The sequence below is a fragment of the Micromonospora sp. WMMD967 genome (genome assembly GCF_029626165.1).
Taxonomy (GTDB): Bacteria; Actinomycetota; Actinomycetes; order Mycobacteriales; family Micromonosporaceae; genus Micromonospora; species Micromonospora taraxaci.
In genome coordinates this window covers 5209461-5224721 of record NZ_JARUBK010000001.1, presented here as the reverse complement: position 1 = coordinate 5224721, position 15261 = coordinate 5209461, and the positions used below count along the sequence as shown (strand labels likewise).

Genomic DNA, 15261 nt, shown 5'->3' with positions numbered 1-15261 from the left:
CACATGCACCCCGCAACGCCCCCCACCACTGACGCGCCCGTCGGGCGCGCTCACCGTACCGCGCTGCCCCGGCGGCGCCTGCTGCGTGGCCTGCTCGCCGTGACGGTCGCCGCGCCGCTCATGTTCGGCGCTGCCGCCTGCGGCGGAGACGACGAGCCCTCCGCCGATCCGAACGCCCCGGTCAAGCTCTCCATCTTCTGGTGGGGCGGTGACGCCCGGGCCAAGCTGACCGAGGACGCGCTGGCTCTCTACACCAAGAAGCACCCGAACGTGACCTTCGAGAAGACCTGGCAGGCCAACCAGGGCTACTTCGACAAGCTGGCCACGCTCACCGCCGGCGGCAACCCACCGGACCTGTTCCAGATCGACGACAACTACCTGGCCGAGTACGCGGCCCGCAACACCACGCTGGACCTGACCTCGTACCAGAAGTCCGGCAAGCTGGACACCTCGAAGTTCCCGGAGAGCCTCTGGCAGTACGGCGTCGTCGACGGCAAGTTCGCCGGCCTGGCCGCCGGGGAGAACACCCAGGGTCTGGTCTACAACAAGACGCTGCTGACCACTAACAACCTGCCCGAGCCGACCACCGGGATGACCTGGGAGCAGCACATCGCCTGGGCCGAGGAGGTCACGAAGAAGACCGGTGTGCCCGGCACCCAGGACCCGAGCGCCGACTACAAGGCCCTCTGGGTCTGGCTGCGGCAGCAGGGCAAGGATCTCTACAAGGGCAAGGAGCTGGGCTTCACCGCCGAGGACGTGACCAAGTGGTTCGACCTGTGGAAGGGTGCCCGGGACCGCAAGGCCACCCCGACCGCCGACGTGATCCACGAGGGCAACTCCAGCGACGTCACCAAGCAGCTGGTGGTCACCGGCAAGTCGGCGACCTCCTGGGTCTGGGCCAACCAGATGCCGGACCTGAAGAAGAACACCAAGGACGAGCTGGGCGTGATCGCCTACCCCGGTGACCCCAGCGCGCAGTGGGCCCGGGCCTCGATGTACTGGTCGGTGTTCAAGGGCAGCAAGAACAAGGACGTCGCGGTCGACGTGATCAACTTCCTGAACAACGACCTGGAGGCCGTCAAGCTGCTCGGCACCGACCGTGGCCTGCCGTCCAACCTGGACCTGCGCCGGGTGGTCAGCGACGACACCACCGATCCGGCCATGAAGCAGTCGATCGCCGTGGAGGCGGAGCTGACCCAGAAGTTCGGCCCGTCCCCGCAGGTGCCGATCAAGGGACACAGCAAGGTCAAGTCGGAGCTGATCAAGGCGGCCGAGAACGCACAGTACGGCCGGGCCACCCCCGCCGAGGCCGCCACCCAGTTCGTCGAGGCGTGCAAGTCCGCCATCGCCTGACCGCCGCACCAGGCAAGGAGAGGAGCTGTTCGTGGCGTTGACCACGGCGCCCGACCCGACCCGACGCGGCGCCGGAACCGACCGGGCCCACACCGACCGGCGTGGGCCCGGCCGTCTCCGGCACAGCGAAGGTCTGGCGGGGTACGTCTTCCTGTCGCCGTGGCTCATCGGCCTGATGGGTGTCACGGCGGTCCCCATGCTGTTGTCGCTCTACCTGAGCTTCACCAACTACGACATCCTCACCCCGTTCTCCGAGGTGGAGTGGGTGGGGCTGGCCAACTACGAGCGGATGTTCACCGCCGACCCGTCGTACTGGCACGCGGTGCGGGTGACACTGACCTTCGCGCTGGTCGCCGTGCCGTTGAAGCTCGCCGCCGCCCTCGGCGTGGCCCTGCTGCTCAACCGCGCCTGGCGCGGCGTCGGGCTGTTCCGAGGGCTGTTCTATCTGCCGTCGCTGCTCGGCGGCAGCGTCGCGCTGGCCATCGTCTGGGTCAACATGTTCAACCGTGACGGCGCGTTCAACTCGTTGTTGAGCCTCTTCGGCATCACCGGCAAGCCGTGGGTCAACGACCCGGACTGGGCCCTGGAGACGCTGATGGTGCTCGCCATCTGGCAGTTCGGCGCGCCGATGGTGATCTTCCTGGCCGGGCTCAAGCAGGTGCCCACCGAACTCTACGAGGCCGCCGCGGTCGACGGGGCCGGCCGGTTCCGCCAGTTCCGCAACGTCACACTGCCGATGCTCTCCCCGGTCATCTTCTTCAACCTGGTGCTGGAGACCATCAACGGCTTCCAGGGCTTCACCGCCGCGTTCGTGCTCAGCAACGGCACCGGCGGTCCGGTCGACTCCACCCTGATGTACACGCTGAACCTCTACATCACCGGCTTCACCGAGCTCGACATGGGCTACGCCTCGGCGATGGCCTGGGTGTTCCTGCTCGCCATCGCGGTGATCACCGCGGTCTTCTTCAGCACCGGACGGTTCTGGGTGCACTACTCCGACGGTGAGGACCGGTGATGGCGACCCCGACGGCCGTAGCGCCACCGAGCCCACGCCGACGCCCCGGCGGCCGGCCCGTACTGCGGTTGCTGATCCTGGTGGCGATCGTCGCCGTGGTGCTCTACCCGTTGATCTGGATGATCGGCACCTCGGTGAAGTCCCAGGAGGAGATCGTCAACAACCTCGGGCTGCTGCCCGAACGGTTCACCCCGGGCAACTACACCGCCGGGTGGTCCAACTTCGACGTCAGCTTCGGCCGGTTCTTCCTCAACAGCGCGATGGTCAGCCTGCTCACCGTGGTCGGCAACGGGCTCTCCTGCCTGCTGGCCGCGTACGCCTTCGCCCGGCTGCGGTTCCGGCTGCGCGGCATGTGGTTCGCCGTGATGATCGGCACGCTGCTGCTGCCCCAGCACGTCCTGATCGTGCCGCAGTACATCCTCTTCCGGACGCTCGGGCTGGTCGGCGGCGACTGGCCCTACCTGCCGCTGCTCATCCCGCAGTTCCTCGCCACCGAGGCGTTCTTCGTCTTCCTCATGGTGCAGTTCATGCGCGGGGTGCCGCGTGAGCTGGACGAGGCGGCCCGGATCGACGGTGCCGGCCCGTTCGGCATCTTCCGGCACATCATCCTGCCGCTGAGCCGCCCCGCGCTGGTCACCACGGCGATCTTCTCGTTCATCTGGACCTGGAACGACTTCTTCCGACAACTGGTCTTCCTGTCCCAACTGGAGGACTACACCGTGCCGGTCGCGCTGACCCTGTTCATCGACTCGACCAGCCAGAGCGCCGTCGGGCCGATGTTCGCCATGTCGGTGCTGTCGTTGCTGCCGGTCTTCCTGTTCTTCGTCGCCTTCCAGCGGATGCTCGTCGAGGGGATCAACACCAGTGGCATCAAGGGCTGAACCGGCATCAAGGGCTGAACCGGCATCCAGGGCTGAACCCGTCGACGTCGCCGGTCGACGCGACTGGCGCGACGTCGTCCGCGACGCCGCCGACCTCGCGCTGCTCGGCATCCTGCTGACCCTCGCCGCCCTGCCGTTGCTCACCGTCGCCGCGGCGGTGGGCACGGCCAGCGCGGCGGTGCACGACTGGACGCGTACCGGCGGTTGGCCGTCCGCGCGTACCACACTGCGCCGCTTCGGTCGCGCGCTGCTGCCCGGGGTGCCGGTCAGCCTGCTCGCGCTCGCCGTGGCCGGGCTGCTCGCCGCCGACCTGGCGGCGCTGGCCACCGGCCGGGTGCCCGGCGGCCCGGTGGCGTTGCTGGTGACCGCGCTGGTCACGGCCGGCCTGGCCGGCTACGCCGGGCTGGTCGTCGTCGAGGTGGGCGGGGGCGGACGGTGGCGGGAGGCGGCCCGCTCGGCGGCGCGGGCCTGCCTCGACGCACCCACCCGCTGGGCCGCGCCCACCGGGGTCGTCGCGCTGGCCGGGCTGCTCGCCGTCCTGGTCACCCCGGTCGCGGTGCCGATCCTCGCCGGATACACGCTGGCCGCCCTGCACGCCGTCGCCAACCGCCGGTCGATCGCCGCCGGCCACCCACTGGCCACCGTCGACCCCGCCGGCGGCCGGTCGGTGCCGGCGCACCCGGAGTCGCTGTGAGCGGGGGAGAGGAGTCGGCGCGGCTACTGGTCGACGGGACCGAGGTGGCCCGGTACGTCATCGACCCGACGCTGGACGCGCGGCACGGCCCCCGGCCGTACCTGCACCCGGTACGCACCCTCGGCGGCACCGTCGTCACCGACGCGCTCCCCGCCGACCACGTGTGGCACCTCGGCGCGTCCCTGGCGGTGCAGGACGTCAACGGCAGCAACCTCTGGGGCGGGCGCACCTACGTGCGCGACGTCGGCTACACCTGGCGCGACGACCACGGCGTCATCGCCCACACCGGCGAGGTTGAGCGGTCCCCGGGCGGGTACGTCCACGACCTCCAGTGGCGCGACCGCGCCGGTGGGGTCCTGTTGACCGAGCGTCGGTGGCTCGCCGCGTCGGCACTGACACCGGACGTCTGGCGGCTCGACCTGGAGACCGTGCTCGTGGCACCGGACGACCGGGAGGTGCGTCTGGGCAGCCCGGCCACCAACGGCCGCCCGGGCGGGGCCGGCTACGGCGGGTTCTTCTGGCGGGCCGTCGCCGACGGCGAACCGGAGGTGTTCACCGCCGACGCCGCCGGGGAGGAGACGGTCAACGGCAGTTCGGCGCCGTGGCTCGCGCTGACCGGCGTCGGGTCGGACGGCGGGGCGTACACACTGGTCTTCGCGGGTCTTGGTCGGGGCGACAGGTGGTTCGTGCGGACCGCGATGTATCCGGGGGTCTGCGTGGCGTTCGCATTCGACCGCCCGGCGGTGCTGCCCGTCGGTGGGAGCCGGCACGGCCGGTACCGGGTGTGGGTGGTCGACGGGACCCTCGACCGGGACGCTGTCGTCGGCCTGGTCGCGATGGCGCCCTGACCTTGCGCGGCGTCAGCGGCTGGGCAGCGCGGCGGTGACGCGGATGGCCTTGACGATCGCCGGGATCGAGCCGATCAGCAGCACCAGCCCCCAGATGATCGCGATGATCGCGAAGACCAGCGCCGCCACGTCGTCGACGATGCTGACCAGGATCACCGGCACCAGGTTGTGCAGGAACTCCAGCACGACGGTGCACAGCAGGGTGGTGAGGATCAGCAGGACGAGGCCCTTGTTCTGCAGGAACCGGGGCTGGGCCAGCACCAGCAGCCCGGCCCACACGAGCTTGAGCAGCAGCACCAGCCCGAGCAGCACCGCCGCGTCGCCGACCGGGAAGAACCCCCACAGAGCGAGATACGCCAGTGTGCCGAACGGAACGGCCAGAAACAGCGACACCATGATCATTAGTTCGACGAAGGCGATGAGCAGCGCGATCAGCCCCACGATGATCAGGATGATCGAGAAGATCAGGCTGGCGACGCCCTGCACCCGGCCCTGGACCCGCTCCGGCAGCAGCAGACCCAGGCAGAACAGCCCGGTGCTCCAGACCGCCACCGCGTCGATCAGCGCCAGGTAGCCGGTGCCCCGGCCGGACGGCTCGCTGACCCCGGACACGTCGTCGATCTGGACGTCCAACGCTCCGGCGCTGTCCGCGAGCGCCGCCCCGGCGTCACCGCCGCCGATCAGCAGCCCGGCACCCAGCTCCACCCCGATCGCCAGGACGATGGCGAGCATGGCCAGCAGCAGGAACGGTTTGCGCAGGTCACCCACGGCGGAACCCTCCACTCAGCTCAGGACGTCGCCACGACGACAGTGCAGGATCCAAGGCCGGGACAGCGCACACCGACCACAGTGGCCTCGTCGACGGCCACCTTCGCCACGGCTCCGGTGCCGTCGGCGGCCGGTTCGACCTCGTCGCGGATGGTCAGGTCGGCGTCGCCCGGGGCGGGCGCGGTGACCGTGAATCGCGCCGCGCTGCGCAGCACCAGGGTGCGTAACCCACCGGGGTCGGCGACCCGCAGCTCGCAGCTACCCGAGAAGACCAGCCGACCGGGCTCCTCGAAGCAGTCGGCGCTGACCGTGCTCGGGTCCACTGCGGCGCGATCGCCGCCCAGTGCCCCCAACCGGTCGACCAGGCCGTGTCGGGCCCCCGGGTCACCCCGGTCGTCGCGACCCGCCCCGATCGCGACCACGAACAGCGCCACCAGCAGACCGGCGAGCACGCCCAGCAGCGCCTTCTGCCGGCCGCTCATCGCGCGGCGGCCGGTGACACGACCTCGCTGAACCGGAGCACGTCGACGCCGGCGAAGTAGCGGTTGGTGCCCTGCGTCTTGCCGACCACCAGCAGGGTGACCTGGTGCGCGCCCCTGGTGAGCTGGACCGTGCCGACGTCCAGGAACTCCGTCTTCCGCACCGTCGGTGTGAAGCCGAGGAAGGTGCCGCCGACCTGGTTGCCGTCGATGGCGAAGACGGTGTTGGCGTAGTCGAGGGCGGTGGTGCGCACCGCGGCGAACCGCCAGGTGCCGTCGGCCGGGATCTGCACCGTCACCGTCACCTTGTCGCCGATGGCCAGGCCCTGGAAGAACAGTTGCTCGCCGCCGGACCAGGTCACCTCACAGCAGTCCGGCTGCGCCACCACCGTCGCCTTGCTCTTGTTCGGCGACTCCACCACCGCGCCGTCGACCAGGCTCTCCGCCTCGACGGTGACCACCCGCGGATCGTCCGGACCCTTGTCGCGGGTCAGCAGGACCACCCCCACGGTCACCACCACCAACACCAACGCCGCCGCGGCGGCGATCCACAACCAGGGGGTACGCCGTGGCGGCGCGACCGCCCGCACCTCGTAGGTGACCCGGCCGCTGGAACGGGAACTCTCCTCCGGCGCGGTGTTCGCCGAGTACGCGAACCCGGTCATGTCGTAGCGCCGGGGGGCGGTGCCGGCCGGCACGGCGAGTTTGACCAGGAACGACACCGAGCCCTGCCCGGGCACCACCCGCTGCGGCTCGGCGACGGTGAACCACGCCCGCTGCGAACCGTCACCGGGAGCCACGTCGAACACCACGGTGTCCGGCGCGTTGCCCGGGTTGGAGACGGTGAACGTCAGCTCGCCGCCGTTACGCGGGTCGAGCGTGAACTGTTCGGCGGCGGCGACGACCGCCCACTCGGTGGTCATGACGACTCCCCTTCCAGGACGATCTCGACGGTGGTCGAGGCGGGCTTCTCCGCCTCGACGATGCGGGTGATCACGGCCAGCTGACCGGCGGCGGCCGCCGGCACCCGCACCACCACGTGGAACGGCTGCTCGGCGGGTTCGTCGATCGCGAAGCCCGACACACCGGTGGCCAGCTCGAGAGCGCGGCGTAACCCGTACGGGGTGCCACGCCACCGGGCCAGCAGCGCCGCGTTGGCCACCAGGTCACGCAGCCGGCCCACCGGCAGCGGCAGCGGGGTGTCCGGCCGGGGTGACGCCACCACGTGGTCCATCGCCACCCAGCGCGTCAACCCCACGACCAGCCCGTCCGGCGCCCGGTACGGGTCGAACAGGGCGTCCACCTCGGCGAGGATCGCCTCGTCCGGGGCGTGCAGCGCCTCCATGACGTCCAGCAGCGTCCAGAGCACGCTGCCGGGCACGCAGGCCCGCTGGTAGGCGGCGGGCAGCAGCCGCTCAATCGCCGAGCGTCGCATCCTGGCGCACCACCTCGATGTCGTGCTCGCCGGAGCAGAGCAGCCAGGTATCCGGGACGGTCACCACGTCGGCGGTGGCCTGGTTGGCGCTGGGTGTCCAGTCGACAGCTGTGGCGCTGCGGTACACACCGCGTTCGCCGCCGGCCAGGATGAGCCGCTCCGCCGCGCCGGAGCCGCCGACGCTCCCGCCGGCTGCGGCACCGCCGCTCCCGCCGGTCACCGGGCCGTTCACGGCGACGGCGTCGACCGGCACGAACCGCGTCCGGTCCCGCAGCGGCAACCCGCAGTTGACCGACACCGGCTGCCACTGCGGCTGCGTGGCCAGGGTGTCCAGCCGCAGCACCCCGCCGCTCTGCGTGGCAGCCACCGCCAGCGACCCGGCGAACGCCAGGTCCCGGCAGGTGCCGCCGATCCACCCGGACTGCGTCGACTGCCACTTCACGTCGGACTCGAACAGACGGGTGCGATGGCAGCCCTGTCCGGGCTTCTTCGGGTCCGGCTCACCGGCCCCGCTCCACAGCAGCGTGGCCGGCCCGTCGTACTGCACGGCGAGGACCCGGTTGTCCACGTTCGACAACCCGACGTGGGTGAAGCTGCCCGGCTGGCCACCGGCGGTCGACAGGTACACCCCGAAACTCGCCTGCGCGGCCACCGCGACGCCCGGCGCGCCCCGCTCCGAGACGAACGTGCGCACCGCGTAGAACCCCCGGTCGGCGTCGGACGGGTCGACCAGGATCTGCAACGGCACCGCCCCCGGCAGCAGCGACACCTCGTACAGGCCGGTGTCGGTGGCCACCAGCAGCGCACCGGCGCCGTCGCGGTCCAGCCAGGCCACGTCGGAGATCCGCGAGTCCAGGTCGGTGAGCAGGGACCACGTCTCCCCGAGGTCGGTGCTCAGGTGCACCCGGGAGCCGCCGGAGGCGCGCACCGTCACCACTGCCACCGAGCCGGGACGTGCCACGATGCCCGGTCGTACGGGGGCGGGGGCGGGCGCCACCCGCAGCACCGTCTCGCCCTCGAAGCGGCCGGCCGGCTCCCAGCCGGCGCCGCCGTTGCTGGAGCGGAACACCACCGGTCCGCGCCCGGCGAACCAGGTGCGTGGCTGGTACTGGTCCACGGCCAGGGCGCGGACCTCCGCGTCCGGCGCCTCGTCGACAACGAACCGGACCGACTCGACATAGCGCACACCCGGCTCGGCGTGCTCCAGCAACCGGTACACGTTGGACGCCCGCAGCGGCTCCCCGAACGGCCAACCGGTCGGGTTGAGCGCCGTCGGCAGCGGACTCAGGGTCTGGTGCAGCCGGTCGTGGATGCGGCTCCGGACGGCGTCCACGTCCTCCTCACGCCGGACCACCACCCGGGCCCGCACCGACACCGCCTTGAAGCGGGCCCAGGTCGCCCGGGACCGGATGCCGACCATCCGGCGTTCCTCCAGGTCCGCCTCGACGCGGTGCCGCGCCTCGGGCACCTCGTGCTCGCGCAGCACCGCCACCGGGAGCCGTCCGTCGGGGCGGGCGGTCGGCGGCACGTACGGCACCAGCACCACCTCGACCTCACCCGGCCGGGCGAAGCTGTACACCGCCGCGCGGGTGAACGCCCGCGCCCTCGCCACCGCACCGGAGCTGGTGGCGAGCACCTCGAAGTCGCGGGCGGTCACCGCCCGCTGCTGCGCGAAGAACTCGTACGGGCCGCGCAGCAGCACCGACTCCAGCGCCTCCATGTCGCGGCCACCGGCGGCCGGCGCGGGGTTGTCCACCTTCACCCCGGGCAGGGGGTCGCGCAGGCTGGTCAGGGTGCCCGCCGCCACGTTGCCGGTGGGCCCGCCACCGGAGCGGTACCAGAGCCGGACCTGCCGCCCGGCCGGCGGCACCGCCGCGACGGTGCTGGGCGGCACTGCAGCGACGGTGCTGGGCGGCACTGCCGCGACGGTGCTGGGCGGCGCCGCCGCGACGGTGACCGGCGTCGGGGTCCCCGCCGAGGGCTGCGCGGCGGCGGGTCGCAGGTCGAGAGCCGGGGCGAAGGTGACGGTGCCCGAGCAGCGGTCGACCAGGTACGCCTTGGACTGGGGGCCGAGCCCCGCGAAGCTGTCCACCGGTTGCCAGATTTCGAACGTGCGGCCGTCGTGCTCGCGGGCCGCCGCGCCCAACTCCACGGTGCCGTTCGGCACCTCCACGCCGAGCAGCAGGTCCAACGGTTCGGCGGTGTGCGCCAGTGGCGCGTGGGCGGCCCGCAGCACCTGACCCGGTTGGCCGGTCCCCACACCGAGCAGTTCCGCCTCGACCGTCTCGCAGTGGTGCATCCGTACCGTCACCGACGTCTCGTCGGCGGGCAGCACCGCCGGTTCGGTGGTGACGAACACGACCGGCCGGGGGTCCGCGCCGCGAGCGGCCGCGACTCGCAGGCCGGCCGGGATCCGGACCGCCGTGCGGTCGGTGCCGGTACGGGTGAAGAGGACGTCCGCCCAGGCGGCGGTGGGCGCGTGCCGGGCGACCCCGAGCAGGTTCAGGAACGAGACGTACGCCTTCTCCGGCAACTGGTTCAATCGGTAGATCATGACCTCGGTCAGGTGCGCGAACGCCTCCACCAGCGCCATGCCGGGGTCGTGTGCCGACAGGTCGGTCCACGCCGGGCAGGACTGCCGGATCCGTTCCCGGGCCTCGGTGACCAGGTCGAGGAAGCCGCGATCGTCCAGGTGCGGCACGGGCAGTGTCATGAGGGTCCTCCCTGGGCGGGGTCGTCGACCGGGAGCAGGTCCACGGAGAAGACCAGCTGCCCGGGTGTCAGGCTGGTCCGCACCCGGTAGTCCAACCTGATCACCAGCCGCCACGCGTCGTCCGGGTCCGGCCCGGCGTCGACGTCGATCACCTCGACCCGGGGCTCCCAGCGGTTGATGGCCTGCCGGACGTAGTGGATGGCCAGGCCGGCAGTGGTGTCGTCGTTGGGTGCGAAGACCAGGCGGTGCAGCCGGGACCCGTACCCCGGTCGCATCAGCCGCTCGCCCGGCGTGGTCGACAGGAGCAGGAACAGCGCCTGGCGTACGCTCTCGTCGCCCTCGGTCATCGCCAGGCCACCGGCAGCGGTGAGCGCCAACCCGCCGGTCCGGCCGGCGTCGAAGCCGGCGCCGACGAAGCGGAAGGCCCTCACCGGTCCGCTCCCAGGAACTGCTGGCGCGGGTCCCGCACCGTGTGCTTGACCAGCCCCGGAGGCGTGCCGTTGGTGAACCCCGACAGGTGGGAGAGCACCACCCGGTGCCCGTCGATGCGAATCCAGTCGCTGTAGCCGACCCGGACGGTCAGCGTCGTCGTACACGGCTTGACGGTCGGCCCGTAGTTCGGGCAGGCGACGATGTCGCGTCCCTCCGGGTCGTCGTCCACCAGCACGGGCACGCCGGTGACGGTCACCCACTCCCGCGACGGCCGGTTCTCGACCCGGCCGTCGTGGTCGCAGGTGATCACGGAGTCGCTGTGGATCCAGCGCATCAGCCGCCTCCTTCGTGGTGGGCGCGGGCGAGGGAACGGGCCTGCTCCGCCGCCGTCGTCTGGTCCTCGGTCGACTCGGCGTGCAGGAAGTCCACGCTGCGGGCGCGCACCACCATGGCCCGGCCGGGTGCGGAGATCACCAGGTCGGACGCCGCGTGCAGGGTGGCCAGATCCGGCGTCAGTTCCAGGAAGCTGCCGCCCTCGGTGGCGAGCCGCAGGCTGCGGTTCACATCGTCGACGACGATCGACTGCCCGCCGGCGGTACGCATCGTCCAGCGTCGTGCCCGCCCGTCGTCGATGCCCGCGTCGTACGGTTCGACAGCGCCGAACAGTGAACCGAGCACGATGCCCGACGCCGGCTCGCCACCGGGCAGCACCACCAGCACCGTGTCGTCCGGGTCGGGGAGCGCCACCAGACCCTTGCCCCGACCCGCGCCGGGACACAGCACGGCGAGCCAGCCGGCGTCCAGGTCCCCGTACGCGGGCAGGGTCAGCCGGACCCGCCCCAGCCCGTCCGGGTCGGCGACGTCGGTGACCGAGCCCAGGGTGACCACCGCCCCGCCGGTGGGGGCCGGTGGGGTGACCGGTGGCACCGTGGAGAACCGGGTCAGGTGCCCGTCGCCGTCCACCGTGTGCACCACCTCGGTCAGCACGTACGCCCCGGCCACCGGGTCGGGCACACCGCCCAGGTCGATCCGTCGGCCCGGTCGTAACGCCGGGTCGCCCTCGGCCACCCCCTCGGCGGTGACCAGCGTCGCCGCCCGGGTGTCCAGGCGGGCCTGGGCCAACGCCGCCAACTCGTCGTCGCTGCGGCCGGGCTGGTCGACGGCGGTTCGCACCCCGTCGGCGCCCACGTCGGCCGGGTCCGGGCGGTCGTCGGCCGGTCGACCGCAGCGCGCCTCGTCGGCCTGCTGGCTGATGACCTCGGCGCGCTGCGGATGCCAGCCCAGCGCCACGCTCGCCCCGCCGGCCTGGTCGGCGTTGGTGGACAGTCGCAGGGTGTGCACGCCCGCGCCGAGGGTCAACGCGACCGGCTCCCCGTAACCGGCGAGCGTGACCAACCGGACCCCGTCACCCTCGGCGGCCAGGTGCAGCCCGGCCCGCCCGGTCACCTCCCGCAGCAGCTCCAGGTCGCTGTGCCGGTGCTGCAACAGCCGTTCCAGCCGTGGACCGTCGACGTCGGCGGTCACCGACAGACCCACCTCGCCGCACAGCTCCCGGGCCAGCTCCACTGCGGTGACCGCTGTGAACACCCGCAACCCCTGCCGCTTACGCAACCGGTGCAGCGGGTCGTACGCACGCAGCCGCAGCAGCGCGGCACCGTCGGCGGCGTACTCGACCTCCACGGCGGTGACCTCCCCGTCGAACAGGGCGTCGGCGTGGTCGGCCAGCCGTACGCCGAGGGTGGTGCCGGGGCGGACCGCCGGGTCGTACGCGCCGGCGCCGGCGGTGGTGGCGAGCACCAGCTCCGCCTGGGTGGGCTGGTCGAGGCGGGCCGCCACGCGCAGCGAGCGGATCCGCTGCCGGGCCGCGTCGGGCAGCTCGACGCCGTCGAGCCTGACGGTCAGCGCCCGGGGCGCGACGCTCGTCACGGCGTACCCCCAGGGCTTGAAGGGGTGGTGGCTGTCGCCGCGCCCCAGGCGGCGGGGGCGGTGGCGATCGACGCTCCGACGAACGCCGCACCGGCGCCCACCGCTCCGGCGAGCGCCCGCGCGGCCGCGGTCACCGCACCCGTCGTCGGGCCGCCGGCCGGTGCCGGTGGTGGGACCGCCAATGTGGTGCCGGCCGGCACGGCGAGGGGGTCGGTGATCCGGTTGTGTTCGGCGAGGAGACGCCAGCGCAACGGTGAGCCGAGCGCGTCGTTGGCCAGCAGGTCGAAGCGCACCCCGGATCGGCCCGGCTCGGCCGCGCCGTCGCCGGCGGCGATCACCGCGCTGCCCGGCGCGGCGGTCGGTGTGCTCGCCGCCGCCAGTTCCTCCTCGAAGCCGGCCTGCGCCTGGTCGGCCGTCTCGGCGGCCCGGACCAGCTTCAGCCGCAACCAGGACCGCCGGGGCGACCCGGTGCCGGTGAACGCGTCGAACCGCTCCGCCACCGCGACGATGACGCCGGGCACGTTCCAGGTCTTGCCCCACACCAACCGCACCAGCGGAGGTCGGAGCCAGCCGTGCTCCACAGCGGAGTTCTCCGCCAGCATCCACAGCGGACGGGTCAGCACCCGCACGTCGGCCGGGCGGACCTGCGCCTCCACGAAGTCGACGTCGAAGAGCAGGTCGAGCACCAGCTCGGTCCGGCCGCCACCGGTGAAGACGAGCGGGTCGTCGGCCAGCCCGGACCCGGTGAGCTGACCTCCGGCGGCACCCCGTCGGCGTACGCCGGCGAGCCGGGTCACCTGCACGGTCTCCGGATTGAGCAGGCAGTCCACCCGAACGCCCGAGGAGTCGATGAGGAAGGCGACGCGTTCCATCAGCCGCCCGCCTGTTCCCGGTCCAGGCGACCCAGGTGGGCGGCGTCGAGCGCCTCACCCGGCACCGTCCACACCGTCGCGTCGTCGGGTAGTGACGGCCACGGGTCGGCGGCCGTCACCTGCGGCGGCATCGCCGGGAGGGCCGGGCTCGCCGGCCAGTGTCCACCCGGTACGCGATCCGGACGGCCGACCCGTTCCGCCGCATGGACCTCGGTACGTTGAACGGGCCGCTGCCCGCCCTGCGGTAGCGCCGCCCGGTCGAGGTGCTGCCCAGGCGACACCCGCTCGCCCGGCAGGGCGGGCCACGGCCCGCCACCCCCACCCCCACCAACCCAACCCCCACCAACCCAACCCCCACCGCCCCCACCCCACGCGTCGTCAGCGGCGGGACGTGTAGATCTTGGAAGGAACGCGCCCCTGGAGGGGCCGAAATCCTCCAAGATCTCGCCGACGGTGGGGGTTGGGCGGGGGAGTGGTTGGCGGGGGGATGCCGGCTCTGGGCCCTGCTGATCGGCGGGCTTCAGGGCGGGGAGGTCGGCGGGCTTCAGGGCGGGGAGGTCGGCGGACTTCAGAGTGGGGGATGAGACGCTGCCGGACCGCGAGATGTGGCCGGGCTCCGAGTTGCCTTCTCGGGTAGCCACTCTGGGCGTGTCGCTCCACCCCGCCGTCGGCCGCGCGTCCGGCGTGGTGCCCGGCCGCCCGACGTGGCTCAGCAGGCGCTGTCCGGCGACGTCGTACGCCGCGCCGGTCGTACCGAAGCTACCCGCCCTGTCGGGACCACCATGCGCTGGAACGGTCCTCGCCGCGCCGCGCCTTCCGGTGGTGCCGAGGCCGTCGGGCCTGACCGCATGTCCAGGCCGAGCCGCACCGTCCGGCACGCTGACGGTTTCCGCGCCGCCCGCCGCGTCGAGGTCACCCGCCGCGGGGCCGCCGGTCGTGCCAGCGTTGCCTGTCGTGCCGGGGGCCGACAGTCGGGTGGCGTCGCGCTCGACACCGGTGCCGGTGGAGAGGCCGGGGTCGGCGGGGTGCCGGGACAGGTCCGCGACCAGGCTGCCGGCCCGGCCCGGGGTGAACCGTCGCTCGTCAGCCGTCGGGGCCGCGGTAGCGTCGCCGGACCCCCCGTGCTGCTCTTCGGGGCCCCGCGTCTGCTCGGGATGCGGTGGTGCCGGGTCGAGGTCCAGGTCGCGCAGCAGGCCGGGGGCGTGCGAGGCCACCACGTCCAACCAGTGCTGCGGAGGTTCCCCGAAGCGGCGTGGCGGGTCCGACGGCGGCTCCTGCCGGGGCGGCCCGACGGGCTCGACCCGCCCGGCGAGACGCTCGACCGCCCCGGCGGCCGAGCGCAGCCGGGCGGCCAACCAGTTACGCGGGCGCTGGCGCGGCGGCACCGCCGGTCTCCAGCTCCAGGCCCTCGTAGCGCAGGGTCAACGAGGCGATGGCGATCTCGTGGCTGAGGGTGTTGAGGTGCGCGCCACGCCAGCGGGTCGGCCAGGCGCCGATCAGGTTCCAGCGCAGGACCTCCGTGGAGCCGACCGAGTCGAGCAGCACCACCGAGACGTTGCGGCGGTTGAGGGTGCCCTGCGCGGTGGCGTTCACCCAGTCCCACAGCTCACGGGAGGCGGTGAGGCCGAAGTGCAGCGTCACCGGCTCGTACTCGGCCTGGCCGGGCACCATCCGCATCCGGCCCAGGCCGTGCTCGCGGTACGGCTGCCCGGGGATGGTCACCTCCAGGCCGGTCATCTCCGTGAAGTGGCCGTTGGTGACCCCGTTGATGAGCAGCCGGAAGTTGTACGCCCGGTACGGGTCGACCGGCGCGCCGGGCTGCTGCGGGGTGGCTGGGGTGGGCAT

At 72.7% G+C, this 15261-nt stretch carries 16 protein-coding genes; 5 read left to right on the top strand and 11 right to left on the bottom strand.

Annotation, left to right across the window (positions count from 1 at the left end; genetic code table 11):
• Positions 1 to 3 precede the first annotated feature (3 nt).
• The 5 genes from O7631_RS23690 to O7631_RS23670 are packed head-to-tail and all read left to right on the top strand — an operon-like array spanning position 4 to position 4791.
• Entirely contained in the window at positions 4 to 1353 is a 1350-nt protein-coding gene (locus O7631_RS23690) for an extracellular solute-binding protein (protein WP_278146238.1), read from the top strand.
• 31 nt (positions 1354 to 1384) lie between these two features.
• Positions 1385 to 2368, top strand: a complete 984-nt coding sequence (locus O7631_RS23685) for a sugar ABC transporter permease (RefSeq protein WP_278146237.1) — start codon at positions 1385 to 1387, stop codon at positions 2366 to 2368.
• A complete protein-coding gene (locus O7631_RS23680; RefSeq protein WP_278146236.1) occupies positions 2368 to 3249 on the top strand; it encodes a carbohydrate ABC transporter permease in 882 nt (293 codons plus the stop codon). The genes O7631_RS23685 and O7631_RS23680 overlap by 1 nt, the downstream gene beginning before the upstream one ends.
• Positions 3233 to 3943 carry a hypothetical protein gene (locus O7631_RS23675; protein WP_278146235.1) on the top strand — a complete coding sequence of 237 codons (711 nt, stop codon included), beginning with the start codon at positions 3233 to 3235 and terminating at the stop codon, positions 3941 to 3943. The genes O7631_RS23680 and O7631_RS23675 overlap by 17 nt, the downstream gene beginning before the upstream one ends.
• Positions 3940 to 4791, top strand: a complete 852-nt coding sequence (locus O7631_RS23670) for a PmoA family protein (RefSeq protein ID WP_278146234.1) — start codon at positions 3940 to 3942, stop codon at positions 4789 to 4791. Before O7631_RS23675 ends, O7631_RS23670 begins: the two co-directional genes overlap by 4 nt.
• Before the next feature lie 12 nt (positions 4792 to 4803).
• On the opposite strand, the gene O7631_RS23665 is transcribed toward O7631_RS23670, so the two are convergent.
• The 11 genes from O7631_RS23665 to O7631_RS23615 are packed head-to-tail and all read right to left on the bottom strand — an operon-like array spanning position 4804 to position 15261.
• Positions 4804 to 5574 carry a hypothetical protein gene (locus O7631_RS23665; protein WP_278146233.1) on the bottom strand — a complete coding sequence of 257 codons (771 nt, stop codon included), beginning with the start codon at positions 5572 to 5574 and terminating at the stop codon, positions 4804 to 4806.
• 5 nt (positions 5575 to 5579) lie between these two features.
• Positions 5580 to 6041, bottom strand: coding sequence for a hypothetical protein (locus tag O7631_RS23660; protein WP_278146232.1), 462 nt, complete (start codon positions 6039 to 6041; stop codon positions 5580 to 5582).
• A complete protein-coding gene (locus O7631_RS23655; protein WP_278146231.1) occupies positions 6038 to 6961 on the bottom strand; it encodes a hypothetical protein in 924 nt (307 codons plus the stop codon). The genes O7631_RS23660 and O7631_RS23655 overlap by 4 nt, the downstream gene beginning before the upstream one ends.
• The gene (locus tag O7631_RS23650; protein WP_278146230.1) at positions 6958 to 7473 is read right to left on the bottom strand and encodes a phage tail protein; all 516 of its coding nucleotides are present in this window, start codon (positions 7471 to 7473) and stop codon (positions 6958 to 6960) included. Before O7631_RS23650 ends, O7631_RS23655 begins: the two co-directional genes overlap by 4 nt.
• Positions 7454 to 10186, bottom strand: coding sequence for a putative baseplate assembly protein (locus tag O7631_RS23645; RefSeq protein WP_278146229.1), 2733 nt, complete (start codon positions 10184 to 10186; stop codon positions 7454 to 7456). Before O7631_RS23645 ends, O7631_RS23650 begins: the two co-directional genes overlap by 20 nt.
• On the bottom strand, positions 10183 to 10617 hold the full coding sequence (locus tag O7631_RS23640) for a GPW/gp25 family protein (RefSeq protein ID WP_269679101.1): 435 nt from the start codon (positions 10615 to 10617) through the stop codon (positions 10183 to 10185). The genes O7631_RS23645 and O7631_RS23640 overlap by 4 nt, the downstream gene beginning before the upstream one ends.
• On the bottom strand, positions 10614 to 10952 hold the full coding sequence (locus O7631_RS23635; RefSeq protein WP_278146228.1) for a hypothetical protein: 339 nt from the start codon (positions 10950 to 10952) through the stop codon (positions 10614 to 10616). Before O7631_RS23635 ends, O7631_RS23640 begins: the two co-directional genes overlap by 4 nt.
• Complete coding sequence (locus tag O7631_RS23630; protein ID WP_278146227.1) at positions 10952 to 12544, bottom strand: contractile injection system protein, VgrG/Pvc8 family; 1593 nt, start codon at positions 12542 to 12544, stop codon at positions 10952 to 10954. The genes O7631_RS23635 and O7631_RS23630 overlap by 1 nt, the downstream gene beginning before the upstream one ends.
• A complete protein-coding gene (locus tag O7631_RS23625) occupies positions 12541 to 13416 on the bottom strand; it encodes a hypothetical protein (protein ID WP_278146226.1) in 876 nt (291 codons plus the stop codon). The genes O7631_RS23630 and O7631_RS23625 overlap by 4 nt, the downstream gene beginning before the upstream one ends.
• On the bottom strand, positions 13416 to 14801 hold the full coding sequence (locus O7631_RS23620) for a hypothetical protein (RefSeq protein WP_278146225.1): 1386 nt from the start codon (positions 14799 to 14801) through the stop codon (positions 13416 to 13418). The genes O7631_RS23625 and O7631_RS23620 overlap by 1 nt, the downstream gene beginning before the upstream one ends.
• Complete coding sequence (locus O7631_RS23615; protein WP_269679096.1) at positions 14776 to 15261, bottom strand: phage tail protein; 486 nt, start codon at positions 15259 to 15261, stop codon at positions 14776 to 14778. Before O7631_RS23615 ends, O7631_RS23620 begins: the two co-directional genes overlap by 26 nt.